This is a genomic window from Ochrobactrum sp. XJ1, from assembly GCF_024701725.1.
In the GTDB taxonomy this organism is placed as follows: Bacteria; Pseudomonadota; Alphaproteobacteria; order Rhizobiales; family Rhizobiaceae; genus Brucella; species Brucella anthropi.
This window is the reverse complement of the sequence record NZ_VDGD01000002.1, coordinates 367,577-391,859: the sequence shown is the minus strand read 5'-3', so window position 1 is coordinate 391,859 and position 24,283 is coordinate 367,577. Positions and strand designations below refer to the sequence as shown.

The window sequence follows — 24,283 nt, the reverse complement described above, 5'->3', positions numbered from 1 at the left end:
GACCTCCTGCGAGATCACGGACCGATCGGCACATCAGTTTTCGAGCTGCGAGAGGCGCTGCGGCTGGACTGCGCAGATGATGTCGCTCGCCCACTGGCTGAAATCGACAGGCGAAGACTTGCGCAGATTGGCGCGCGCTTCGCGGATCATCTGTTGACGATGCATTTCATCGTCGAGGCAGACGGACTTGCCGTCCCAGCAGCGGTTCACGATGTTGTGGAACAGCGCCTGGTCATTATAGGTGAAGAACTGCGGCGGAACCTTCTCGCTCGGCTGAACCAGCGAGGCATAACGGTCGCGGCTCAGCTCTTCGCCATTCGCCTTGGCCTTCACATCGGCAACCCACTTGTCGAAGTCGGCCTGATTGTAGGCATGCGCCTTGAAGCGCATCTGGGCAAAACCCTGACCGCTATAGTTGGCGGAGATACCGTCGAACTCGCCAGCATGATTGGCAATCAGATGCAGCTTCGTCTGCATGCTCGGCATGGTGTAGACCTGACTGCCGAGCTGCGGGATGAAGAAGGAATTCATGATGTTGCTGGAGGTCAGCTTGAAGTTGACCGGCACATCGACCGGCATTGCCATTTCATTGACGGTGGCGATGCCCTGGTCCGGATAGATGAAAAGCCATTTCCAGTCGAGCGCAACGACTTCGACATTGATCGGCTTTGCATTCGATTCCAGCGGGCGGTACGGATCGAGCTTGTGGGTGGCGACCCAGGTCACGGAGCCCAGAACGACGATGATCGCCAACGGGATGAGCCAGACGGCAAGCTCGATCTTGGTCGAGTGGTGCCAGTCGGGCTGGTAATCCGCCTTCTCATTCGAGGCGCGGTACTTCCATGCGAAGTAAAGCGTCATGAAGATGACGGGAAGCACGACGAGCAGCATGATGCCAGTCGCAAAAAGCATGAGATCGCGTTCTGCCATGCCGATTTCCCCTTTCGGGGAAAGCAGGACCTGGTTCTCGCAGCCTGCGAGAAACGCCGTGAGGGCCAAGACGGCGAACGAAACGATCGTCCGGGGGGTGCCGTGTTTCATTTGTCTTTCCATCCTGCGCGCGGAGTGTCATCTCCGGCGCATGCGTCATTTCTTAGTTTTCGGTAAATTCTGAAATTTCCAAAAGTACCGTTATAACGAATAATCCCGTTTGTCACGTGCCTGACGAAAATTGTGCTGGATCGTAATGTCGCGCCCAAAAGCGGGCATTTTGTCTGAACAATCCGGCCAGACCGCTGATGCGGGCCATGTTTTGGGCAATGCATAAATGCAATAAATCCATCGGCCCTCTCAAGGGATCGATGTCCTGACCGGCGGTCTTAATGGGTCGCCAGTTGTCAGGTGCGGCGGAGCGAATAGGCCCAAAGGAAAGGGTTTGCAAGATGAAAACCGCCATCTACCCCATGAATAAACGGGATCGTGATGGGAATTTACCGAATTTGACGCGAATTGCGCGCATCCCGGAAAGTGTTAAACAGTTTTCGGACAGCCGCTCCGATCCATGTCCGACGTTTTGTGGCGGCACGATCTTCGGCAAAATAACCCCGGGGCGCAGAGACGGTTTATCTTCCGCGCTGTGTATGCTTATTGAAAATGCGCGAGGGAATTGGGGATAGAAATGATATTTGCCGAAATGCCGCTTGATGAAGCCGAAGGTGCAATTCTCGGCTATGCTATGACGGCAGGTGCGCTCACTTTACGCAAAGGCACAGTTCTCGATGCCCTCAATCTTGCCCTGTTGCAGGAAGCGGGTATCAGCTCGGTTCTGGCTGCGCGCCTGGAAAAGGGCGATATCGGCGAGGATGAGGCCGCATTTGCCATCGGGCGTATGCTTATTTCCGGCGAAGTGGAGATCGGCAGCCCCACAACCGGACGGGTCAACCTGCACGCCCAGAAGAATGGCGTATTTTTGGTAGATGCCGACCGTATTGATGCGGTCAATGCGCATGATGCGCGCATTTCCATCGCGACGCTGCGCAATCATGTGCGGGTGGAAGCCGGACAGATGGTCGCCACAGTCAAGATCATTCCTTTTGCTGTACCGGGGACCCTTTTGCGAGACATCGGCCTCGATGCACGGCCTGCGCTGCGCGTCCATCCCTTCAACGGCGCGCGGATCGGGCTGATCCAGTCGCGCCTTCCCTCGATACGCGAAACGGTTCTTGAGAAGACCCGCGAACTGATGGGAAAGCGGACTGCTCGAAATGGCGGAACGCTTGTTTGCGAAAAGCGCGTCGCGCACGATCAAGTTGCGCTGGCGGCGGCAATCGCGGAAGTGAGCCGGGCCTGCGAGATTATCGTGATCTTCAGCGCATCGGCGGTTGCCGACGAGGCAGATATCGTGCCGCAGTCGATCCGCATGTCAGGCGGTGAAATCCTGCGCATCGGCATGCCGGTCGATCCGGGCAATCTGCTGGTCCTGGGCCGGCATGACGGCAAGTATATTGTCGCCGCCCCCGGATCGGCCCGCAGCGCCCGCGAAAACAGCCTCGACTGGGTGCTGGATCGTCTGATGGCGGGGATCACACTTTCCGCCGACGATCTTTCCCGCATGGGGGTTGGTGGACTGGTTCTCTAGAACGCGTAGTCGAAAACCAATATGCCCTCGATGCCACCTTCAGCGGCTTCGACGAGGCTTTTGCCAACCTTTGCGTGTTCGGGATGCGGAAGATAGGCATCCCGCGCCGCGCTATCCGTGAAATCGACGACAAAACCGTGCCGGAAACCCTTTTCGAGATTTTCCGGACTGTTGTTTTCGCCAGCCGTAATGGACAGGATGCCGTCGATCTTGTCCTTGAGGGCCACAACGGCCTGCAGCTTCTCTTCAATCTGAGTAGCTTTGAGTTCGGACCTGAATTTGATGAGAACGATATGGCGTATCATGAACGGTTTCCGTGATTGAAAATGAGATCGCTCGGCCTCCAGAAATGGCAGCAGGCAACCTCTTTCATACGGTATTTATCGAGCGGGGAAAATGCCTCCTGTCAGGCGTCGCTGAAACGGAACCGCACCGAAAGCCATTTCGCAATTCCGTGCGGCCTCGCACTGGAACTCGCCTGACGGCAGTACTCAACGGTTCCAGTTAAAAAACGGAGTCGCTGAACCGCTGCAAGTATTTGTTTCGTCGCATTATTCAACACATCGAAGCGAGATGAGAAGCCAATCCCGTGGACCGGTTCCCGGCACGGACACGTCATTCTTTCTTTTCGGAAAATGCACCAAAAACGAAAAAGGCCGGGTTGAACCCGACCTTCCGCTTTCACCTGAGTTGCGCCAGTACATCCGTGGTCACGATCCCAAGTGAATTCCCGATACGCATATGGATATAACCCGTCTGCGTTTCAGGAATATGACATTGCGGGCAGCGGCCAGATTGCTCCAAAACCGGTTCAACCCGGCCCTGCCCCGACAGTTTCGACCCACAAACCGTTGCCTGAAACTGCCGTATTCTTGCGTGGGCGCCTGATCACGCCCCATGTAGTCCGCGTTCATCCCGCTTCCGCAGATCGACGCTTGTAATATCCGTTTCCGACGTCTGAAGCTTTGCTCCCAAGGGCTGCAGAACCTGTCGTCAGGCCGCCATCGGCGTTTCTGCCACATCGGGGTGGTTGTAATTCCACACCTCGATCAGGCATTGCCGCATCAAGTCGAGATCGACCGGACCGATCCGGCTCAGTACAAGATCGAGTTCGTCGGGCTCTACGCCCCTGTTGAGCAACTCAACAATCGCCTCGATCAGAATTCTCTTGTCGTCAAATCTGTAGCGCTGCATAAACCTGCTCCGCTATCTGCCCCAGCACATGGTCATAGATTAAACAGTCATGGTTAACCGAAGCTTAAGCCACTAAAAACCAACGCGATTTACTGACACCACAAACTGACGCAGACGCTTGCTCCAAAAATTTTCCGCAAGAACCTGCGGAATGCATTTCAAAAATAACTTAAACAGAAAATTGAAAACCTTGTTTTTCGGACAAGATTAAGTCCAAATCCTAGTATATTTCCTGCGAAAACCAAGAAGAAATTTTCAACTCGCTATATTTTATTATTTGCTTTCGTTCAGATGAGGCCCCTATGTCGTTCTTTCGGAAATATGTCGATTGGTCCTTTACTTATGCCCGGATGGCCGGGCTGGGACTGCTCGTCGGCTCAAGCGTCATGGGTGGTTATCTGTACACGCTGCAATATAAAGGCAACGTCCACACCATCATCGACGGACAGGCCTATCGCTCGAACCAGCCTGATCCTGCACGCATCGCATCCCTGCAGAAGCTTTATGGCATCAAAACCATCATCAATCTGCGCGGCCCCGAACCGGGCTCGAAATGGTATGATGAAGAGATCGCAACAGCGAAAACGCTCGGCATCAAGCATGCCGATTTCGAAATGTCGTCAAGGCGGGAGTTGACCCCTGCACAGACGAGACAGCTAATCGCCCTGATGCAGAATGCGGAAAAGCCGGTGCTCATCCATTGCAAATCCGGCGCCGACCGCACCGGTCTCGCTGCAGCGCTCTATGTGGCAGCAGTCGCGAAGGGTAGCGAAGGCAAGGCCGAACGGCAGATGTCCATCGCCTACGGACATTTCGGTTTTCCGCTCAGCCCGACCTACGCGATGGAAAAGACCTTCGAAGCCATCGAGGCGGAACTCGGCTATACCGGTTCCTGACGGCTTTCAGCCCCACAAATGCAAAACGCCGGGGATAACCCCGGCGTTCTTTATTCTAACCACGACAATTTTATTCGAGGCCGACGATCTTGCCGTCATCCCACTTGAAGATGTCGAAGCTTGGCGAGCTAAGGTCGCCGTTTGCGCCATAGGTCAGCGTGCCAATAGCGGTTTCGATAGGCTTGCCATCATGCAGAGCCTTGGCGACGGCAGCAGAATCATCGGTCGAATCGGCGCGTTCGATGCCGGCCTTGATGACTTCCACAGCGGCATAGGCGTTCATGGTGAAGGCTTCAGCCGGGATACCCTTGGCCTTGAGCGCTTCGATAGCATCCTTGGAAGCCGGGTTCTTGGTGGCGTCCTTGGCGTTGGTGAAGAGCGTGCCCTGTGCGTTGGTGCCGCCGATTGCCCAATATTCGGTGTTGGACAGACCTTCGCCGCCGAGCACCAGTGCCTGCATACCAGCGTCATGCAGCTGACGCGACAGGAGGCCGCCTTCGGCATGGTAGCCGCCGAAATAGACGACGTCAGTGCCAGCAGATTTGAGCTTGGTGACGAGCGCGCTGAAATCCTTGTCGCCCGGCGTGACCGAATCGTAATGGACTTCCGTGATGCCGCCCTTGTTGATCGCCGCCTTGAAAGCGTCGGCCAGACCCTTGCCATAGGCACCCTTGTCATGGATCACGGCGACCTTCTTGTCCTTGAAGTTCTTCAGGACATAATCGGCCATGACTTCAGCCTGCTGGTCATCGCGGCCGCAGGTGCGGAACACGTTTTCCAGATTGCGCGCGGTCAGATCCGGGCCGGTGGCGGTCGGGGTGACCATCAGCACACCGTTTTCCGAGAAGACATCGGAAACAGGGATGGCGACGCCGGTCGTGACCGGGCCGACGACGAACTTGATGCCGTCGCCAACGATCTGGTTGGCGGCGGAAACGCCCTGCTTCGGTTCACCGGCATCGTCGGCAAACTTCAGAACGACTTTCTCGCCCTTGATGCCGCCAGCCTTGTTGATGACTTCAACGGCGGTTTCCGCGCCCTTCTTCACCTGGTCACCGAAAGCAGCGACAGGGCCCGTCAGCGGTGCAACGACGCCGATGGTGATGTCAGCATAGGCGGCGCTGGCAAAGCCGAGTGTAGCTGCGAAAGCCCCGCTGGACAGAAGTTTCAGGTTCATTCTTTTTCTCCTTTGTAGGGCAGCGTCCTCCGACGGCCCCGAGACAACCCTTGCCGGTCAAATCTCAACGCGTCTGCGCTGCCGAATTGCCGGGCCCTCCCTTTTGTTCATCACATGATCTCAAAGGGTCAATCCAAAAGCACGCCGCACCGCCGCCTCGAAGAGGTCAGAGCCATAATATTATCCGAAATTGCATCTGCCCTTTCGGAATCATGCTCCGGAACGGGAGCGAGCTTTCATGATGTAATAAGAATGCATTTCCGGCTTCCGATTGCAAGGGGCCAAGTGCCCGCAACTACAACGAAAATCGGCTCCTCCCAAATGTTCAGTTCCCTCCCTTCCATGATGGTGATTTCTTCGCAAAAAAGGCCGCGATTCCCTCCGCGGCCTCTGGCGTTTCCCATGTATCGGCAAGACGGGTCAGCGTCATTTCGATGACGGCCTCGTCTATCGGCGCGCCCAGCGCATGAACCAGCCTCTTGGAGGAGGCAACCGCTGCAGGCGCGGTGGCAAAATAGGGTTTGATCTCCACCTCCACCGCCGCATCGAGACGTTCCGCCTCGACCACGTCATGCACCAGCCCGATCCGCCGTGCTTCCTCGGCATCGAACAGTCGCGCCGAAGTGAATGTGCGCAGCGCATTCGCCTGACCGATGCGCGCTACCACATAGGGGCTGATGGTGGCCGGTATCAGACCGAGCTTGGTCTCCGTCAGCCCGAAGCGCGCGCCGGATGCAGCGATGGCCGTATCGCAGACGCTGATGAGGCCGACGCCGCCGCCATAGGCCTGCCCGTTGATGCGCCCGATCAGCGGTTTTGGCAAATCGCGCAGCGCTTTCAGCATGAGGGCGAGCTTGCGCGCTTCCTCAATGCGCTGCGCGCGTGTGGCTTTGACCTGTTCCTGCATCCATCCCAGATCACCGCCTGCACAAAAACTGGTGCCATTGCCGGTCAGGACCACGAGGCGCACGGCGTCATCATCCGCCAGATGCAGCGTCGCCGTCAGAAGCTCATCGATCATCCGACCGGACAGCGCATTATGCTGCTCCGGACGGTTGAGCGTCAGTGTCGCGACGCCGCGTTGATCTATCGCAATCTGGATCGTCTCAAACGCCTTCATGCGGCTTTGTCCTGACGCAGCGCCTGCGCGAACAAGGCCGCTGATCTGAGCTTGTCCAGATTGAGGCCGGTTTCAAAACCCAATCCATGCAACATTTCGACGACGGAGACCGTATCGACATTGCCCTTGGCGCCCGGCGCGAAAGGACAGCCGCCGAGACCGCCGACCGAGGCATCGAACACGCGCAAGCCCTTCTCCAGACTGACGCGGATATTGTCGAGGGCCCGCCCGCCCGTGTCGTGATAATGGCCGGCAAGGCTGTGCGCAGGCGCAATGGCCAGCACGGCATCCAGCATGGCTGCCACCTTGTCCGGCGTGCCACGCCCGATCGTATCGCCGAGGCTTACTTCGTGACAGCCGAGCGAGAAGAGCTGTTCGGTCACATCGGCAACCGCTTGCGGGGCCACCGGCCCGTCATAGGGGCACTCCACGACGCAGCTCACATAGCCGCGAATGGCCAGACCATCATTGATCGCAGCACCGATGACCGGCGACAGCCGCTCGATGCTCTCAGCAATCGTGCAATTGATATTGGCTTTCGAAAAGCCTTCCGAGGCGGAAATGAAAACCGCAATCTCGTCAACATTTGCAGCGGCAGCAGCTTCATAGCCCTTCATGTTGGGCACCAGTACCGAATAGCGCACGCCATCAGCACGGCGAATCCCGGCCATGACTTCTGCGGCATCCGCCAGTTGCGGCACCCATTTCGGGCTAACGAAACTCGTCGCCTCAATGCGGGCATAGCCGCAATCCGACAGGCGGTCGATCAGTGCGACCTTGTCCGCTGTCGGCACAAACCGCTTTTCATTCTGCAGGCCATCACGCGCAGCCATTTCAACGATTTCTACGTGTTCAGCCATATTCTTCCTCCCGAGCGGGATGTCGCAAGCCGCTCAATATCCCGCTCTGTTTTTTGTTTGAGTATGATCTTCTCCGAAAACCGGTTCCCACTTTTCGGGATCATACTCCAGCTCCACAAGAAGGACGCCTTCATTGACCTGATCGCCCGCTGCAACAGTTACGGACGAAACCTTGCCGTCGCGCGGCGCGGTCAGTGACAGTTCCATCTTCATCGCTTCCATCGTTACCAGCGGATCGCCCTTGGCGACGCTTGCACCCTCCACGACGGAAACCAGTCGTACCAGTCCCGGCATCGGTGACAGGATGCGGCTTTCGCTCGAAGCATCCTCTTCCGCGCCAACAGACTGCACATGATGAAATATGGTGTCGCGACCTTCGAGTTGCACCGTCACATCATGTCCGATGCGCACGACGGACGCCTCTGAAACACGGCCATTCACAGCAAAGCGAACCAGCCCGTTTTCATGGAAACGGATTTCGATGGTGCCGAAAGCAAAGCCGAAATGCCTGTCACCTATGGTCGTGAAGCTGACCGTGTGGCGTTCTCCATGATGGTCGAGCAGGACGGAGCGCGATGCGTCACCCCACAAACGAAAGCCGCGCAAGCTCGTCCACGGATCGCCTGTCACTGGGGTATCCAGCAGGTCGAGTGCACCAAGGGCGGCAAGCGCAAAAGCAATGTCCGAAGGCCGCTCATCCGTGAACAGAACTGCCGTCTCGCGTGCGATCAGGCCGGTATCGACATCACCGGTGCGGAAAGCTTCGAGGTTGCAAAGCGCCGACAAAAACTGGCGGTTGGTGACGAGGCCCGCAATCCGGGTCTTGTTCAGGCTCGCATCAAGCCGGTTCAGTGCCTCATCGCGCGTTGCGCCATGGGCGATGATCTTGGCGATCATCGGATCATAGAACGGCGTGATCGTGTCACCGGTTCGCACACCGGAATCGACACGTGCATTTTCAGGCGGTGCGAACAGAGCAAGCTTGCCGGTTGCCGGCAGAAAATCTCGCGCGGGGTCTTCCGCATAAAGCCTCGCCTCGAAAGCCCAGCCGTTTATGGAAAGTTCGCCCTGTTGTTTCGGCAAGACTTCGCCGGAAGCAACGCGCAATTGCCATTCGACAAGGTCGAGGCCGGTGATCGCTTCCGTAACCGGATGCTCAACCTGCAGGCGGGTGTTCATTTCCATGAAGAAGAAGCGGTCCGGCCGTAGCCCTTCCGAAACATCCGCGATGAACTCCACCGTGCCTGCGCCGGAATAGCCGATTGCCAATGCGGCCTTGACCGCCGCTTCACCCATGGCGGCGCGCATTTCCGGGGTCATGCCGGGCGCAGGTGCTTCCTCGATGACCTTCTGATGGCGGCGTTGCAGCGAGCAATCGCGCTCGAAAAGATGCACCGCATTGCCATGATTATCGCCGAAGACCTGCACCTCGATATGGCGCGGTTTCGCCATGTATTTTTCGACCAGCACGGCGCTATCGCCGAAAGAGGCTTCCGCCTCACGGCGCGCGCTGTCCAGCGCCGCTGCAAAATCCGCCGACTGATCGACGCGGCGCATGCCCTTGCCGCCACCGCCTGCCCGTGCCTTGATGAGCACTGGATAGCCGATCCGGTCCGCTTCGCTTTTGAGGAAGGCTCCATCCTGATTATTGCCGTGATAGCCCGGAACAACTGGCACGCCTGCCTTCTCCATCAGCGCCTTGGCGGCATCCTTCAACCCCATGGCGCGAATGGCTTTGGCAGAAGGGCCGATGAAGACAAGCCCCGCCGCCCCGACAGCATCCACGAAACCGGCATTTTCGGAGAGAAAACCGTAGCCCGGATGGATCGCCTCTGCGCCAGTTTCCTTCGCAGCCTTGATGATCGCCTCAACATTCAGATAGCTTTGCGCAGAAATGGCAGGGCCGACGCGCACCGCCTCGTCGGCCATTTCCACATGCAGCGCTTGGGCGTCGGCATCGGAATAAATTGCGACGGTGGCAATACCCAATTCCCGCGCCGTGCGAATGACCCGGCAGGCAATTTCTCCGCGATTGGCAATCAGTATCTTTTTGAACATCTGATTGCTTCCTTACATCCGGAACAAACCAAAGCGCGTCGGCTCGACCGGTGCGTTTAGCGTGGCGGAAAGCGACAGGCCAAGCACTTCGCGGCTCTTGCGCGGATCGACGATACCGTCATCCCAAAGTCGGGCAGAGGCATAAAGCGGATGGCTCTGGCGTTCGAACATTTCGAGCGTCGGGCGCTTGAACTCCGCTTCCTCATCCGCCGACCACGTGCCGCCGGTGCGCTCGATCCCGTCGCGCTTGACGGTTGCCAGCACGCCTGCCGCCTGTTCGCCGCCCATCACCGCAATGCGGCTGTTCGGCCAGGTCCACAGGAAGCGCGGCGAATAGGCCCGCCCCGCCATGCCGTAATTACCCGCACCATAGGAAGCCCCGATCAGCATGGTGATCTTGGGTACATTGGCCGTCGCCACCGCCGTCACCAGCTTGGCACCGTGTTTCGCAATGCCCTCGGCTTCATATTTGCGCCCGACCATGAAGCCAGTGATGTTCTGCAAAAACACCAGCGGAATGTTGCGCTGGCAGCAAAGCTCGATGAAATGCGCGCCCTTGAGCGCCGCTTCGGAGAACAGTACGCCATTATTGGCGATAATCCCGACCGGCATGCCATAGACGCTGGCAAAACCACAGACCAAAGTGGTGCCATAGCGCGCCTTGAACTCATCGAAATCCGAACCATCGACCAGTCGTGCAATCACTTCGCGCACATCATAGGGAATGCGCGTATCGGCGGAAACGACACCCAGAATTTCTTCCGGATCATAAAGCGGGGCAGCGCCATCGCCTCTTGGGATAAACTCACGCTTCTTGCTGTTGAGATTGGCTGCAATGGCGCGCGCAATCTGCAATGCATGGGCGTCGTCATTGGCCAGATGATCGGCCACGCCGGAAAGCCTTGTGTGCACATCGCCGCCGCCGAGGTCTTCCGCGCTCACCACTTCGCCGGTTGCAGCTTTGACCAATGGTGGACCAGCCAGAAAAATCGTGCCCTGATTGCGCACGATCACCGTCTCGTCGCTCATGGCGGGCACATAGGCACCGCCCGCCGTGCACGACCCCATGACCACGGCGACCTGCGGAATGCCCGCAGCCGACATCTGCGCTTGATTGTAGAAAATGCGTCCGAAATGGTCGCGGTCCGGGAACACCTCATCCTGATTGGGCAGATTGGCCCCACCGGAATCGACCAGATAAATGCAGGGTAGGCGATTTTCGCCCGCGATTTCCTGCGCGCGCAGATGCTTCTTCACTGTGACCGGATAATAGGTGCCGCCCTTCACCGTCGCATCGTTGCAGACGATCATGCAGTCGCGGCCAGACACGCGCCCGATGCCGGTGATGATGCCACCCGAAGGGGCCGCCCCGCCATACATGCCATGCGCTGCCGTCAGCCCCACTTCCAGAAAGGGCGACCCCGGATCGAGCAATTGCGCCACGCGCTCGCGAGGAAGCAGTTTTCCACGCGAAACATGGCGTTCGCGCGCTTTCTCACCACCGCCATCAATCGCAATCCGCGAGGCTTCGCCCACCACGTCGATTGCCGCCAGCATGGCCTTGCGGTTAGCCACGAAGCTGGCGCTGCGCGTCGAGATTTCCGATTTCAGGACCGCCATCAACGGGTCTCCTGAAAGAGTTCCCGTCCGATCAGCATGCGCCGGATTTCCGATGTGCCCGCACCGATCTCATAGAGCTTCGCATCGCGCAAAAGGCGGCCCGTCGGATAATCATTGATGTAGCCATTGCCGCCGAGAGACTGGATCGCCTGCAGTGCCATCTGCGTGGCATTTTCAGCCGTATAGAGAATGCAGCCCGCCGCATCCTTGCGCGACGTCTCACCCCGGTCGCAGGCCGCCGCCACCGCATAAGTGTAGGCGCGCGAGGCATTGAAGATCACATACATGTCGGCAAGCTTGCCCTGCATCAGCTGGAACTCGCCAATCGGCTGGTCGAACTGCTTGCGCTCATGCACATAGGGCACCACGACATCGAGGCAGGCCGCCATGATGCCGAGCGGACCACCCGCCAGCACCACGCGTTCATAGTCAAGACCGGACATCAGCACATTGACGCCCTTGCCGACTTCGCCCAGCAGGTTTTCGACCGGCACCTCACAATCCTCGAACACCAGTTCGCAGGTGTTGGAACCGCGCATACCGAGCTTGTCGAGTTTCTGCGCGGTCGAGAACCCCTTGAAGCCTTTTTCGACGATGAAGGCGCTGATGCCACGCGGCCCTGCTGCCGGATCGGTCTTGGCATAAACCACCAGCACATCGGCATCCGGGCCGTTGGTAATCCACATCTTGTTTCCGTTGAGAACGTAACGGTCGCCGCGTTTCTCGGCGGCAAGTTTCATCGAAACGACATCGGAACCCGCGCCCGGCTCGGACATGGCGAGCGCGCCGACATGCTCGCCGGAAATGAGCTTGGGCAGATATTTCGTACGCTGTTCGGGAGAACCGTTTCGCTTGATCTGGTTGACGCAGAGATTGGAATGCGCGCCATAGCTGAGACCGATGGAAGCGGAAGCGCGGCTGATTTCTTCCATCGCGATACAATGGGCCAGATAGCCCATGCCAGCGCCGCCATATTCTTCGGGCGCCGTAATGCCGAGTACGCCAAGCTCACCCAGTTCACGCCACAGACGCATGGGAAATGCATTGTTGCGGTCGGTTTCAGCGGCCAGCGGCGCAATGCGGCTTTCCGCAAAACGGTGCACCGTATCGCGAAGGGCTTCGATCTCCTCGCCAAGACCGAAATTCATGCCCGATGCAAACATACTCGTCCTCCACAAGTTCTGCTCGGTGTCCATCTTTTGCAAGACGGCTATGTTCCGGCCAGAGTGTCCCGTGGCGGCCAATTAGGCAATGGCTTTGCGTGGCGTTCTGTGGCTATTTATTACCGGATAACGAAATTTTGTTGCGCCCGTTATCCGGCAACTCCAAGCAATTGGAGGGTAATCAAATCAATCCTCATGAAGCTCGGCAATATCGCGATAAAGCTCCAACGCTTCCGGGTTTGCCAGCGCCTCGCGATTCTTCACATCGCGCCCATGCACGATATCGCGCACGGCGAGCTCCACGATTTTTCCCGACTTGGTGCGCGGAATATCCCGGACCGCCACAATCTTCGCCGGAACGTGGCGCGGCGTGGCACCAGTACGAATCTTGGTCTTGATGCGTGCCTTGAGGTCGTCGTCCAGCGCGATACCTTCGGCGAGGCGCACGAACAGCACCACCCGCACGTCATTATCCCAATCCTGCCCGATGCAGAGCGCCTCGGCGATCTCCGGCATCTGCTCGACCTGATTGTAGATTTCTGCCGTACCGATACGCACGCCGCCAGGGTTGAGTGTCGCGTCCGAACGACCATGGATAACAATGCCGTCATGCTCGGTCCATTCGGCAAAATCGCCATGGCACCAGATATTGTCGAAGCGCTCGAAATAGGCGGCCTGATATTTCGCGCCTTCGGGATCGTTCCAGAATTGCAGCGGCATGCAGGGGAATGCCTTCGTGCAGACCAGTTCACCTTTTTCGCGGCGCACCGGCTTGCCATCATCGTTCCAGACGTCGACGGCCATGCCAAGGCCCGCGCCCTGAATTTCGCCCAGCCAGACCGGCTCCGTCGGAACGCCCAGCACGAAGCAGGACACGATATCCGTACCGCCGGAAATGGAGGCGAGATGCACGTCCGACTTGATCGCTTCATAGACGAAGGCAAAGCCTTCCGGCGACAGCGGCGAGCCGGTCGAGGAGACAGTGCGCAGCGCCGAAAGATTATGTGTCTCGCCGGGCTTCAGACCGGCTTTCAATACCGCGTCGATGAATTTCGCCGAAGTGCCGAAATAGGTCATGCCCTCGGCGGCGGCATAATCGAACAGCACATTGCCATCGGGATAGAAGGGCGAACCGTCATAGAGCAGAAGCGTAGCGCCCGATGCTATGCCTGAAGCCAGCCAGTTCCACATCATCCAGCCACAAGTGGTGAAATAGAAGAAACGGTCGCCATCGCGAATATCAGCATGCAGGCGGTGTTCTTTCAGGTGCTGCAACAATACGCCGCCTGCGCGATGCACAATGCATTTCGGAATGCCCGTCGTGCCGGACGAAAACAGGATACAAAGTGGATGATCAAAGGGGAGCCGCGTGAACTCGACGTCTTTGGCCTTGAACGGCTCCAGAGCCGCATCAAGCGCAATGCCCTTTTCAGCGCGGTCAGCAACGGCTTCCGCTTCGCCGAGATAGGTGACAATGACCGCACGTTTCAGCCCCGGCAGCTTTGCCGTCACTTCTGCCACCTTGTCGGCAACGTCAATGCGCTTGCCATTATACCAGTAGCCATCGCAGGCGAAGAAAAGCTTTGGTTCGATCTGGCCGAAACGGTCGAGTACGCCCTGCACGCCAAAATCCGGTGAGCATGAAGACCACACCGCACCGATGGACGAAGCGGCCAGCATCAAGGCCACCGCCTCCGGCATGTTGGGCATCATGCCCGCCACGCGGTCGCCCGGCTGAACCCCTTCCGCCAGCATGAATTGCTGGAGTTTCGAGACCCGCGCGTGAAGATCGTCCCATGTCTGGCGGCGCTCGATCTTGTCCTCACCGCGAAAGACGATGGCTTCCTCGCCACCCTCATGGCGCAACAGGTTTTCGGCAAAGTTGAGCCGTGCCTCGGGGAAGAATTTTGCGTCACGCATATGGCCTTTATCGACAAGGGCTGGTTTGCCACGCTCGCCGATAACCTCGCAGAAATCCCACACAAGCTGCCAGAATCCGGCGCGATCCTCGACCGACCAGCGATGCAGCGCGGCATAATCCGGCAGGCTCAAGCCCGTGCGCTGTTCTGCGCGAATACGGAATTGCTCCAGATTGCTGGCGGCGATGCGCCCCGCATCCGGTTGCCATAGCGGATGGTCATGCGAAAACTGCGTGGGGACTGCGTTGGTGCTCATCATTCCTCCCAGAACCATGTGGAATTAGACCCTCTCCCGATCAACTCCGACACGAGTTTCTAAAAGAGAGTTTCCGATACGTCCATGCTTTTCCCGTGACTTGGCTATCAAAGGCTCATCCCTTGTGTTGCCCTGCACTCAATTGTGATTGCCGGACAGGCAGGCAGAACCTAGCCTGCACCTTGCTTTATGGGAAAGCGTAACATAACTACAGCCCGCGTCGGAGTTCATCCTGATGTCCTTCGGTGCAAACGAAATATCCAGTTCTCAGGGCGGGGCGAAACTCCCCACCGGCGGTAACGGACCAAGTGTCCGAAGCCCGCGAGCGCCTGACACGTCTGCCGTGTCAGGGTCAGCAGATTCGGTGCAATTCCGAAGCCGACGGTCATAGTCCGGATGAGAGAGAACGAGGTTGGAATCATGCTCGGCTGGACGGCTTGCCGTCTTCGTCCTGCAGTCTTTCTTCCCGTACCCTGAGGTAACAGGCTTGCCAGAGCAAGTTCCGCCTGAAGCGGAACGCTCTGTCCATTTGTTTTGCCGCATTTATGCGACGTCAAATGTTTCCATTTGGCTGCAAAATGCTCCGAAGGAAGAAACCGTTGAGCCAACTTGCCTCTTCGCCAACTTTGAAACCGACCATACGCGGAGCAGCGCTGATGGTCGCAGCCTGTTCGGCCTATGCCGCCGTCAATGTCGCCACCCAATGGGCGGGAACGCGTACCGGTATTCCCTCCGTCATCATCGCCTTCTGGCAATATGTGATCGCGCTGGTACTGACCTTGCCCCTGCTCATTCGCGACGGCACGAGAGCCTTGCGTACCAGGCATTTCGGTCTTCACGTCATTCGCGTCGCGCTGGCTGCCGCTGGCGTACAGGTCTGGATTTATGCGCTGACCCATGTGCCGATCTGGCAGGTGGTCGCGCTGTCCATGACATCGCCATTCTTCGTCATCCTGTGCGCACGGCTCTTTCTGCAGGAAAAGGTCACGCCGGCACGGCTGCTGACCACATTCACCGGATTTATTGGCGCGCTGATCATCATCGCACCCTGGTCGGATTCCTATACGGTCTATTCGCTCCTGCCGATTCTGGCCGCAGCGTTGTGGGCCGGCTATTCGGTGATGACCAAATATCTGACCCGTTTCGAAAAGCCCGCCAGCATTTCGGCCTATATGCTGGTACTGCTCACGCCCATCAACGCGGCACTCTGGCTGGCATCCGGCTTAAGCATGTCCGCAATCACCGCGCCGGGCGTCGAAATCTGGTCCATATTGATCGTCATCGGCGCATTCACAGCTCTCGCCCAATATTTCCAGACGGCAGCCTATTCGATAGCGGATGCGGTCTATCTGCAACCGTTCGATGACCTGAGACTGCCGATCAACGTGATCTTCGGCTGGGTCGTGTTTGCAGCAGCGCCAAGCATCAACTTCTGGCCGGGAGCGGCCCTGATCATCGGCGCATCGCTCTATCTGATGCGGCAGGACAGCGGTACGTCGCGCACCGCCTGATCGATCCGGTGAGGATGCCTGCCTATCGGGAGACGGGCAGGCCGTTTTGCGTAGAACCAGAAAACCCGCTTGAGCCTTCCGATCTGCTGACCCATGCGTCAATTCTTTTCACCAGCCAGCGGTGAACGGGATTTTCGAACAGGTGGTAAGAGGCAATGGCAGTCAACACGCTTGCAAGAACACCTGCAGCGATGAGCAGGACCGCGCCTGCCATCGCCTCGCCCCATCGTTCCGGAGCAGCTTTGAAGAAAACCATTCCGACCGCAGGATGGAGAATGAAGATGCCGAAGCTGTAACGGGAAAGCCTTGTGAATCCGCGCCATTGCAGCGGTGTATAAATGCCCCGAGTGGATGCGGCATAAAGCACATAGACACCCGCATAGAGGAAGGCCAGCCGCCAGGGGCCTTCAAGCGTGTGCGGTTCGTCCGGCCCGTTTGCCGGGTGATAGAACAGAAAGACAATCAGGCAAGTGGCAAGCAATGCCTTGATTGCCGGTGCCGGCATCGGTGGATGTTCCCGGCGAGCAAGCCACATTCCAAAGACAAAGGAAGGCAAGGCTCGCAAGACCCCGGCATCGGACAATTGAATGCGTGTGAGTGACAATACGCCAAGCTGTTGCGCCAGATAATCACCGCCCACGGCTGCGGCCATCACACCGACGAGAACCCAGCTCCCGAAACGACGGCACAACATATCGAACAGCGGAAAAGCGAGATACATGGCTAAAAGGGCACTCAGCGACCAGCTGACATAATTGTAGGACAAGGTGAGCCCCAAACCCCAATTATGAATCAGCAGTAACTGGGTCAGCCCGTCTCGCCAGCTCATGCTGGGTTCGACCAGAGGATGCAGAATTCCCGCTGCTGTCAGGACAGAAAGAAGCGCGAAACAGGAGAAGGTCACCACGTGCAGCGGATAAATCCGCGCGAGCCGCTTCCCAACGAAAGCTACATAACGCGGCCAGCTCCAGAGATAATTTCGTCGCCTCGCCAGAAATAATCCAGACACAATAAAAAAGACATCGGTAAAATAAGCAAATGTTAATATAACAGAATTCAAAATCTCATCATTTACCGGAACACGGAAAGAAAAATGGAAAATTGCGATTCCTATACATAATAAAAAACGCAAACCATCAAAATCTTGGAGTCTTTTCATTTAAAAACACTGGAACTACTTCACACAATTTCTGTTTAGCAATTTTTTAGGAATTGTCGAGTGCAACTTGAGCGTGAAATAGCGCGATCATGCTAATTTCAATAAGAGCGTCAGTCCGCTGCAGCAAAATGTTCCATCTGGTCGGTAAAGGCTTTCTGGAATGCGGGCCGTGCCGCCGCGCGCCCGACATAGGCCCGGCAGACCGGATGCTGCGCCAGACCGTCGAAATGGTCGACCAGACGCAACACGTCTGCCATCAGAATATCGGCAACCGAAAACTGATCCGTCAGCCATTCGCGGCCTGACAGCGCCTGCTCCATGTGCGCCAGCCGACCGGCAAGGAAGCTGTCCATGAGCTGACGCCCCGGCGTCTGCTCCTCATCACCGGTGAATTTATAAAGGGCGAGCGGCAAGGCGGCCATTTCGACCGAATTCAACGCCGCGAACAGCCATTGTATGACCTCGTTGCGTGCCCTCGGATCAGGCGGCAACAGCGCATCGCTCTTCTCGGCTATATGAAGCAGGATGGCGCCGCTTTCGAAGACCGACATATCACCGTCGATCAGCCATGGCACTTGCCCGAAAGGCTGATGGGTGAAGTGTTCCGGCCCGCGATTCTTGAATGGAACGCCTTCGACACGATAGGGCAATCCGGCTTCTTCCAGCGCCCAGCGCACGCGAAGATCGCGGACGAAACCGCGTGGCATTTTGGGAACCCAGTCGAATGTCGCCAATATCATCTCTGTCATGGGAAATGACATAGCGCTCGGACAGGCTTTGTCCACCGACAGCCATTGTGCCGACCGATGGCGGTGTCCGTTCTGGTTACTTGAGAAGAAACATTTGGTGGAGCCAAGCGGGATCGAACCGCTGACCTCCTGCATGCCATGCAGGCGCTCTCCCAGCTGAGCTATGGCCCCATCAAACCTCTTTCGAGGCGCATCAGGCAGGACTTGCTGCCCGGTGTGGCGGCTTATTAAATGGCGTTTGTCAGAAGATCAAGAGCTAAATCGCAACTCTTTTCACATCTGTCGAAAATAATTCACAGATCACGCCGAAGCCTCATCCGGGATATGCTCCAAACGCAGCGAGGCGACCCGAAGGTCGCCTCGCAAAAGCATCCGGTCTTGATCTGTGTAACAGATCAGCCTTCCTCGTCTTCACCGCCGACGCCGCCGCCGAGAATGCCCGACATGTCGTCGTCCTCGTCTTCCTCTTCTTCGAGGAAGGTGTCTTCATCGTCGTCGCCGAGATCGACATCGTCGTCGTCCATATCCGGCAGGTCGTCGCCGCTGCCCTTGGTTTCGTCGTCGGCATCCTCGAGAGAGACGAATTCCGGCTTTTCGAGTGCCGTATCCAGTTCTTCCTCTTCGGTTTCCTCTTCGACAACGCGGCTTTCAAGCGTGGAGTCGAAATAGGAACGCGGATAGGAAATGCCGGTGTAAGGCGAAACGATCGGGTCGCGATTGAGATCGTAAAATTTCTTGCCCGTTTCCGGGTCGATACGCTTGGTACCAAGTTCAGCTTTTGCCACGTCTAGCCTCGTTAATTCGCACGGGGACACAAATTCATAAAATCGCGCCGGAATGCCTGCCTCGAAGCATATAGCCCTTCACCATGCTGTTCACGGAGCCATATGGCAAGGGGCAAGTCTTAAGCGCGTTTATATTGTTGTCCGGTGCATAAACGCAATTTGGCGCGTTTGTCAAAGCCAAACGCAAAGGGATGTGCAGACTCTTGGCTCTCCCTCCTGATTATGGGTGTCGCCCGCACCGCGTATTCGCGGATGACCGCACAATATTACTATGCTAGGGAAGCCCGGCTTATCTCTCAATCCCGGCGCGTGTCCGCGCCAAAAATGTGACTGTGAAAAATCCATGTCCCATTCTGCATCCCCGAAACCAGCAACCGCCCGCCACTCGGAGGCACTTACGGGCGAAATTCGCATTCCGGGTGACAAATCCATCTCGCATCGTTCCTTCATGTTCGGCGGCCTTGCATCGGGTGAAACCCGCATCACCGGCCTTCTGGAAGGCGAAGACGTCATCAATACCGGTCGCGCCATGCAGGCCATGGGCGCGAAAATCCGCAAGGATGGCGATGTCTGGATCATCAATGGCGTCGGCAACGGTTGCCTGTTGCAGCCCGAAGCAGCGCTCGACTTCGGCAATGCCGGAACCGGTGCGCGCCTCACCATGGGCCTTGTCGGCACCTATGACATGAGAACCTCCTTTATCGGCGATGCCTCGCTTTCCAAGCGCCCGATGGGTCGCGTGCTGAATCCGTTGCGTGAAATGGGCGTTCAGGTGGAAGCAGCCGAAGGCGACCGCATGCCGCTGATGCTGATCGGCCCAAAGACGGCCAATCCGATCACCTATCGCGTGCCGATGGCGTCCGCGCAGGTAAAATCCGCCGTGCTGCTCGCCGGTCTCAACACGCCGGGCGTCACCACCGTCATCGAGCCGGTCATGACCCGCGACCACACCGAAAAGATGCTGCAGGGCTTTGGCGCCGATCTTTCGGTTGAAACCGACAAGGAGGGCGTGCGCCATATCCGCATCACCGGACAGGGCAAGCTTATCGGCCAGACCATCGACGTACCGGGTGATCCGTCGTCAACGGCTTTCCCGCTCGTTGCCGCCCTTCTGGTCGAAGGTTCGGATGTTACCATCCGCAACGTGCTGATGAACCCGACCCGTACCGGCCTGATCCTGACGTTGCAGGAAATGGGCGCCGATATCGAAGTGCTCAATGCCCGTCTTGCCGGCGGCGAGGATGTCGCCGATCTGCGCGTGAAGGCCTCGAAGCTGAAGGGCGTTGTCGTTCCGCCGGAACGCGCTCCGTCGATGATCGATGAATATCCGGTTCTGGCCATCGCCGCGTCCTTCGCGGAAGGCGAAACTGTGATGGACGGTCTCGACGAACTGCGCGTCAAGGAATCGGATCGTCTGGCAGCGGTTGCACGCGGCCTTGAAGCCAATGGCGTCGATTGCACCGAAGGCGAGATGTCGCTGACGGTCCGTGGTCGCCCCGACGGCAAGGGGCTGGGTGGCGGTACGGTCGCAACCCATCTCGATCACCGTATCGCGATGAGCTTCCTCGTCATGGGCCTTGCATCGGAAAAGCCGGTGACGGTTGACGACAGCACCATGATCGCCACGTCTTTCCCCGAATTCATGGACATGATGCCGGGACTGGGCGCCAAGATCGAACTGAGCGACGCGCGATGACGCCGTTCATCGTCGCTATCGACGGACCGGCCGCCTCGGGCAAGGGAACCCTTGCCCGGCGCATCGCCATTCACTACGGCATGCCGCATCTGGATACGGGACTGACCTATCGCGCTGTGGCCAAGGCGCTGATCGACAAGGGGCTGCCGCTCGATGATGAAGCGGTGGCGGCTGACGCCGCGCTCAATCTCGATCTGCGCGAGATGGACAAGGCGGTCCTTTCCGCTCACGCGATCGGCGAAGCGGCATCGAAGGTCGCGGTCATGCCGAAGGTCAGACGTGCGCTTGTCGAAGCGCAGCGCAATTTCGCCAATGCCCTGCCCTCAAGCGTGCTTGACGGGCGCGATATCGGCACTGTCGTCTGTCCCGATGCAGCCATAAAGCTCTTCGTCACGGCGACGCCGGAAGTGCGCGCCGAGCGTCGCTTTGAAGAAATCGTGGCACGCGGCGAGAAGGCAGATTTCGCGGAAATACTGGCCGACCTCAGGAAACGCGACGAGCGTGACACGAACCGCATCGATTCTCCCCTCAGACCCGCTGAAGACGCGCACTTGCTAGATACGAGCGAAATGAGTATAGAAGCGGCATTTCTAGCCGCAAAAAAGCTGATCGATCATGCTTTGGCGCAGCATCGGGGATGAAACCGACAAGTTTTTAGACTTTTTGGATCTCATTATGCCCCGAAAAGCTGGATTATCTTGAGTTCGGACCTATATAGGCTGCACTCATACTGAAAGCCTGACTTCGCGTTCCACGCGCCGGTTGTCTGCAAAGACGGGGCCGAGGTCGGGCATAACGCAACGCTAACCCCCGGCGCCGCATCCGATGAATTTTCCGGATGCACCAGGAGTATTCATGTCAGAATTCAATCCATCCCTCGCAGACTTCGAGTCGCTGCTGGCGGAATCCTTTGCAACGAACGACCTTGCTGAAGGTTATGTCGTCAAGGGCCGCATCGTAGCCATTGAAAAGGACATGGCGATCATCGACGCCGGTCTGAAGGTCGAAGGCCGCGTGCCGCTGAAGGAATTCGGCGCAAAGGGCAAAGACGGTACGCTGAAGCCGGGCGACGAAGTGGAAGTTTACGTCGAGCGCATTGAAAACGCTCTGGGCGAAGCTGTCCTGTCGCGCGAAAAAGCACGCCGTGAAGAAAGCTGGGTCAAGCTCGAGCAGAAGTTCGCCAATGGCGAGCGCGTCGATGGCGTCATCTTCAATCAGGTCAAGGGTGGTTTCACCGTCGACCTCGACGGCGCTGTTGCCTTCCTGCCGCGTTCGCAGGTCGACATTCGTCCGATCCGCGATGTCACCCCGCTCATGCACGTCCCGCAACCGTTCGAAATCCTCAAGATGGACAAGCGTCGCGGCAACATCGTTGTCTCGCGTCGTACCGTTCTTGAAGAGAGCCGTGCGGAACAGCGTTCGGAAATCGTTCAGAACCTTGAAGAAGGTCAGGTCGTTGAAGGCGTCGTCAAGAACATCACCGATTACGGTGCGTTCGTTGACCTCGGCGGCATCGACGGTCTCCTGCACGTGACCGACATGGCATGGCGCCGCGTCAACCATCCGTCGGAAATCCTCACCATCGGCCAGACGGTCAAGGTGCAGATCATCCGCATCAACCAGGAAACCCATCGTATCTCGCTCGGCATGAAGCAGCTCGAGAGCGATCCTTGGGATGGCATCGGCGCGAAGTACCCGATCGGCAAAAAGATCACCGGCACCGTCACGAACATCACCGACTACGGTGCGTTCGTTGAAATCGAGCCGGGCATCGAAGGCCTCATCCACGTTTCCGAAATGTCGTGGACCAAGAAGAATGTCCATCCGGGCAAGATTCTTTCCACCACGCAGGAAGTCGAAGTCGTTGTGCTCGAAGTTGATCCGGTCAAGCGCCGTATCTCGCTCGGCCTCAAGCAGACCCTCGACAATCCGTGGACGACCTTTGCCCAGAAGTACCCTGTCGGTACCGTTGTTGAAGGTGAAGTCAAGAACAAGACCGAATTCGGCCTGTTCATTGGCCTCGACGGCGACGTTGACGGCATGGTTCACCTCTCCGACCTCGACTGGAACCGTCCGGGCGAACAGGTCATCGAAGAGTACAACAAGGGTGAAGTCGTCAAGGCTGTCGTTCTCGACGTCGATATCGACAAGGAACGCATCTCGCTCGGCATCAAGCAGCTTTCCGGCGACAAGGTCGGCGAAGCAGCAGCTTCCGGCGAACTGCGCAAGAACGCCGTTGTGACCTGCGAAGTGACCGCCGTTACCGACGGTGGCCTCGAAGTCCGTCTCGTCGACCACGATCTCGAAAGCTTCATCAAGCGTTCGGATCTGTCGCGTGACCGCGACGAGCAGCGTCCGGAACGCTTCACGGTCGGTCAGAAGCTTGACGCTCGCGTCATCGCTTTCGACAAGAAGACCCGCAAGCTGCAGGTCTCGATCAAGGCGCTCGAAATCGCTGAAGAAAAAGAAGCTGTCGCTCAGTACGGTTCGTCCGACTCCGGCGCTTCGCTCGGCGACATCCTCGGTGCCGCTCTGAAGAAGCAGGAAAAGAACTAATCTTTTCTTCTTCGATCGAACATGAGAAAGCCCGCCTCCTGGCGGGCTTTTTCTTTATCAAATAAATTTATGGTGATTCCTCCGCCACGAAATGGTCACGAACCGGCACAATTTTACATGCTCGACCAATATTGATTCATTATCTTCTTCTCCAATTCGGCAGATGGGCAACTAATAAAGCTTTCTCTGCATTAATCATGGAGGATAAAAGCTTTCAAGCCGCCTATTCATAGCAAAATATCTATACAGAATTACTTTTGAACGGATTGCATAAGATGATTTCCAGAACCACCACCCTGACCGCAATGCTGCTTTCAACTGCGCTGCTGAGCGCTTCCTTTGCCGTGCCAAGCTTCGCCGAAAGTGCAGCAAAGCCGAATGCCCCGGCGACCGAGAGCACGAAAGCTGCACAACAGGACGCCATCAAGAAGCTGGATGCCATTTCCGGCGATGGCCTCGCAGCGGTGCGCGGCGTTACACTGGCGCGACTGGCCATTTTTCAGGGAACACCCGACCAGGCCAAGGTCATTCTGTCGACGGTCATGGATGATCTGGACAAGGCGCAGAAAGACACTCCATCCCTGCTCGACAAGATGAAAGCGGCTGGCGCTCCAGCCGACGAAGTCGCCGAAGTTCAGTCGGGCACATTGCCGGTCGATATGGAAGTCGGTGTGGTCGATGACTACAAGCTGACGCCTGAAAAGGCTGCCCACCTGAAAAAGGCCAACGAACATATCCAGCATGGCCGCAAGAAAGAGGCTCAGGATGAGCTGAAACTCGCGGATGTCGATCTGGTGATAACCGAAACGACAGCCAATCTGCCTGCCATCGACAAGGATGTCGATCTGGCACTGGAACAGCTCGGCAACGGCACTATTACGATGCCAACCTGACCCTCATCAAGGCGGAACATATGGTGACGATCCGCTCCAATATGTCCGTTGATGACAAGAAGGACACCGGCAAGACAGCCAATGCACCAGCCG

General features: G+C 57.5%; 21 protein-coding genes, 1 tRNA gene and 1 riboswitch. Of the genes, 8 read left to right on the top strand and 14 right to left on the bottom strand.

What is annotated here, in order from left to right; translation table 11 throughout:
- Positions 1-33: 33 nt before the first annotated feature.
- The gene (gene cyoA, locus FG152_RS04685; RefSeq protein WP_010657853.1) at positions 34-1,041 is read right to left on the bottom strand and encodes a ubiquinol oxidase subunit II; all 1,008 of its coding nucleotides are present in this window, start codon (positions 1,039-1,041) and stop codon (positions 34-36) included.
- 341 nt (positions 1,042-1,382) lie between these two features.
- Between cyoA and FG152_RS04680 the strand changes: the two genes are divergently transcribed.
- Both FG152_RS04680 and FG152_RS04675 read left to right on the top strand, forming a co-directional pair.
- On the top strand, positions 1,383-1,616 hold the full coding sequence (locus FG152_RS04680; protein ID WP_498985371.1) for a hypothetical protein: 234 nt from the start codon (positions 1,383-1,385) through the stop codon (positions 1,614-1,616).
- 2 nt (positions 1,617-1,618) lie between these two features.
- Positions 1,619-2,578 carry a molybdopterin-binding protein gene (locus tag FG152_RS04675; protein WP_498985369.1) on the top strand — a complete coding sequence of 320 codons (960 nt, stop codon included), beginning with the start codon at positions 1,619-1,621 and terminating at the stop codon, positions 2,576-2,578.
- Here the strand turns inward: FG152_RS04675 and FG152_RS04670 are convergent.
- A complete protein-coding gene (locus tag FG152_RS04670; RefSeq protein WP_375849021.1) occupies positions 2,575-2,883 on the bottom strand; it encodes a Dabb family protein in 309 nt (102 codons plus the stop codon). The genes FG152_RS04675 and FG152_RS04670 overlap by 4 nt on opposite strands.
- Positions 2,884-3,571: 688 nt before the next feature.
- Complete coding sequence (locus tag FG152_RS04665; protein WP_010657850.1) at positions 3,572-3,772, bottom strand: hypothetical protein; 201 nt, start codon at positions 3,770-3,772, stop codon at positions 3,572-3,574.
- 302 nt (positions 3,773-4,074) lie between these two features.
- Here FG152_RS04665 and FG152_RS04660 point away from each other — a divergent pair, with 302 nt between their 5' ends.
- Positions 4,075-4,668 (top strand): tyrosine-protein phosphatase, encoded by a 594-nt coding sequence (locus FG152_RS04660; RefSeq protein ID WP_010657849.1) that lies wholly within the window; start codon positions 4,075-4,077, stop codon positions 4,666-4,668.
- 70 nt (positions 4,669-4,738) lie between these two features.
- Here the strand turns inward: FG152_RS04660 and FG152_RS04655 are convergent, their stop codons facing one another.
- The 7 genes from FG152_RS04655 to FG152_RS04625 all read right to left on the bottom strand — a co-directional run bounded on the left by FG152_RS04655 (position 4,739) and on the right by FG152_RS04625 (position 14,841).
- Positions 4,739-5,845 (bottom strand): branched-chain amino acid ABC transporter substrate-binding protein, encoded by a 1,107-nt coding sequence (locus FG152_RS04655; RefSeq protein ID WP_498985366.1) that lies wholly within the window; start codon positions 5,843-5,845, stop codon positions 4,739-4,741.
- Positions 5,846-6,170: 325 nt separating this feature from the next.
- On the bottom strand, positions 6,171-6,965 hold the full coding sequence (locus FG152_RS04650; RefSeq protein WP_498985364.1) for a crotonase/enoyl-CoA hydratase family protein: 795 nt from the start codon (positions 6,963-6,965) through the stop codon (positions 6,171-6,173).
- Positions 6,962-7,825, bottom strand: coding sequence for a hydroxymethylglutaryl-CoA lyase (locus FG152_RS04645; protein WP_029926080.1), 864 nt, complete (start codon positions 7,823-7,825; stop codon positions 6,962-6,964). Before FG152_RS04645 ends, FG152_RS04650 begins: the two co-directional genes overlap by 4 nt.
- 33 nt (positions 7,826-7,858) lie before the next feature.
- A complete protein-coding gene (locus tag FG152_RS04640) occupies positions 7,859-9,883 on the bottom strand; it encodes an acetyl/propionyl/methylcrotonyl-CoA carboxylase subunit alpha (RefSeq protein ID WP_043062738.1) in 2,025 nt (674 codons plus the stop codon).
- A gap of 12 nt (positions 9,884-9,895) precedes the next feature.
- Positions 9,896-11,503, bottom strand: a complete 1,608-nt coding sequence (locus FG152_RS04635) for a carboxyl transferase domain-containing protein (protein WP_029926085.1) — start codon at positions 11,501-11,503, stop codon at positions 9,896-9,898.
- Complete coding sequence (locus tag FG152_RS04630) at positions 11,503-12,651, bottom strand: isovaleryl-CoA dehydrogenase (RefSeq protein ID WP_029926087.1); 1,149 nt, start codon at positions 12,649-12,651, stop codon at positions 11,503-11,505. Before FG152_RS04630 ends, FG152_RS04635 begins: the two co-directional genes overlap by 1 nt.
- A 201-nt stretch (positions 12,652-12,852) precedes the next feature.
- Entirely contained in the window at positions 12,853-14,841 is a 1,989-nt protein-coding gene (locus FG152_RS04625; RefSeq protein WP_498985362.1) for an acetoacetate--CoA ligase, read from the bottom strand.
- Between the two features lie 259 nt (positions 14,842-15,100).
- Positions 15,101-15,253: riboswitch (FMN riboswitch) on the top strand.
- A gap of 187 nt (positions 15,254-15,440) precedes the next feature.
- Between FG152_RS04625 and FG152_RS04620 the strand changes: the two genes are divergently transcribed.
- Positions 15,441-16,352 (top strand): DMT family transporter, encoded by a 912-nt coding sequence (locus tag FG152_RS04620; protein ID WP_255354121.1) that lies wholly within the window; start codon positions 15,441-15,443, stop codon positions 16,350-16,352.
- Between the two features lie 22 nt (positions 16,353-16,374).
- Here the strand turns inward: FG152_RS04620 and FG152_RS04615 are convergent, their stop codons facing one another.
- From FG152_RS04615 to FG152_RS04600, 4 genes are all read right to left on the bottom strand, one after another.
- The gene (locus FG152_RS04615) at positions 16,375-17,511 is read right to left on the bottom strand and encodes an acyltransferase family protein (protein ID WP_498985360.1); all 1,137 of its coding nucleotides are present in this window, start codon (positions 17,509-17,511) and stop codon (positions 16,375-16,377) included.
- Between the two features lie 110 nt (positions 17,512-17,621).
- Positions 17,622-18,260, bottom strand: a complete 639-nt coding sequence (locus tag FG152_RS04610; RefSeq protein WP_498985358.1) for a glutathione S-transferase family protein — start codon at positions 18,258-18,260, stop codon at positions 17,622-17,624.
- A gap of 95 nt (positions 18,261-18,355) precedes the next feature.
- Positions 18,356-18,431, bottom strand: a tRNA-Ala gene (locus FG152_RS04605).
- Positions 18,432-18,655: 224 nt separating this feature from the next.
- Positions 18,656-19,045, bottom strand: coding sequence for a TIGR02300 family protein (locus FG152_RS04600; RefSeq protein WP_010657838.1), 390 nt, complete (start codon positions 19,043-19,045; stop codon positions 18,656-18,658).
- Between the two features lie 343 nt (positions 19,046-19,388).
- Between FG152_RS04600 and aroA the strand changes: the two genes are divergently transcribed.
- The 4 genes from aroA to FG152_RS04580 all read left to right on the top strand — a co-directional run bounded on the left by aroA (position 19,389) and on the right by FG152_RS04580 (position 24,190).
- Positions 19,389-20,741 (top strand): 3-phosphoshikimate 1-carboxyvinyltransferase, encoded by a 1,353-nt coding sequence (aroA, locus tag FG152_RS04595; protein WP_043062739.1) that lies wholly within the window; start codon positions 19,389-19,391, stop codon positions 20,739-20,741.
- Positions 20,738-21,382: a (d)CMP kinase gene (gene cmk, locus FG152_RS04590; protein WP_498985356.1), complete on the top strand. Its 645-nt coding sequence runs from the start codon at positions 20,738-20,740 to the stop codon at positions 21,380-21,382. Before aroA ends, cmk begins: the two co-directional genes overlap by 4 nt.
- A gap of 214 nt (positions 21,383-21,596) precedes the next feature.
- Positions 21,597-23,297 carry a 30S ribosomal protein S1 gene (gene rpsA / locus FG152_RS04585; RefSeq protein WP_010657835.1) on the top strand — a complete coding sequence of 567 codons (1,701 nt, stop codon included), beginning with the start codon at positions 21,597-21,599 and terminating at the stop codon, positions 23,295-23,297.
- 275 nt (positions 23,298-23,572) lie between these two features.
- Positions 23,573-24,190 (top strand): YfdX family protein, encoded by a 618-nt coding sequence (locus tag FG152_RS04580; RefSeq protein ID WP_498985354.1) that lies wholly within the window; start codon positions 23,573-23,575, stop codon positions 24,188-24,190.
- The last annotated feature ends 93 nt before the right edge of the window (positions 24,191-24,283 follow it).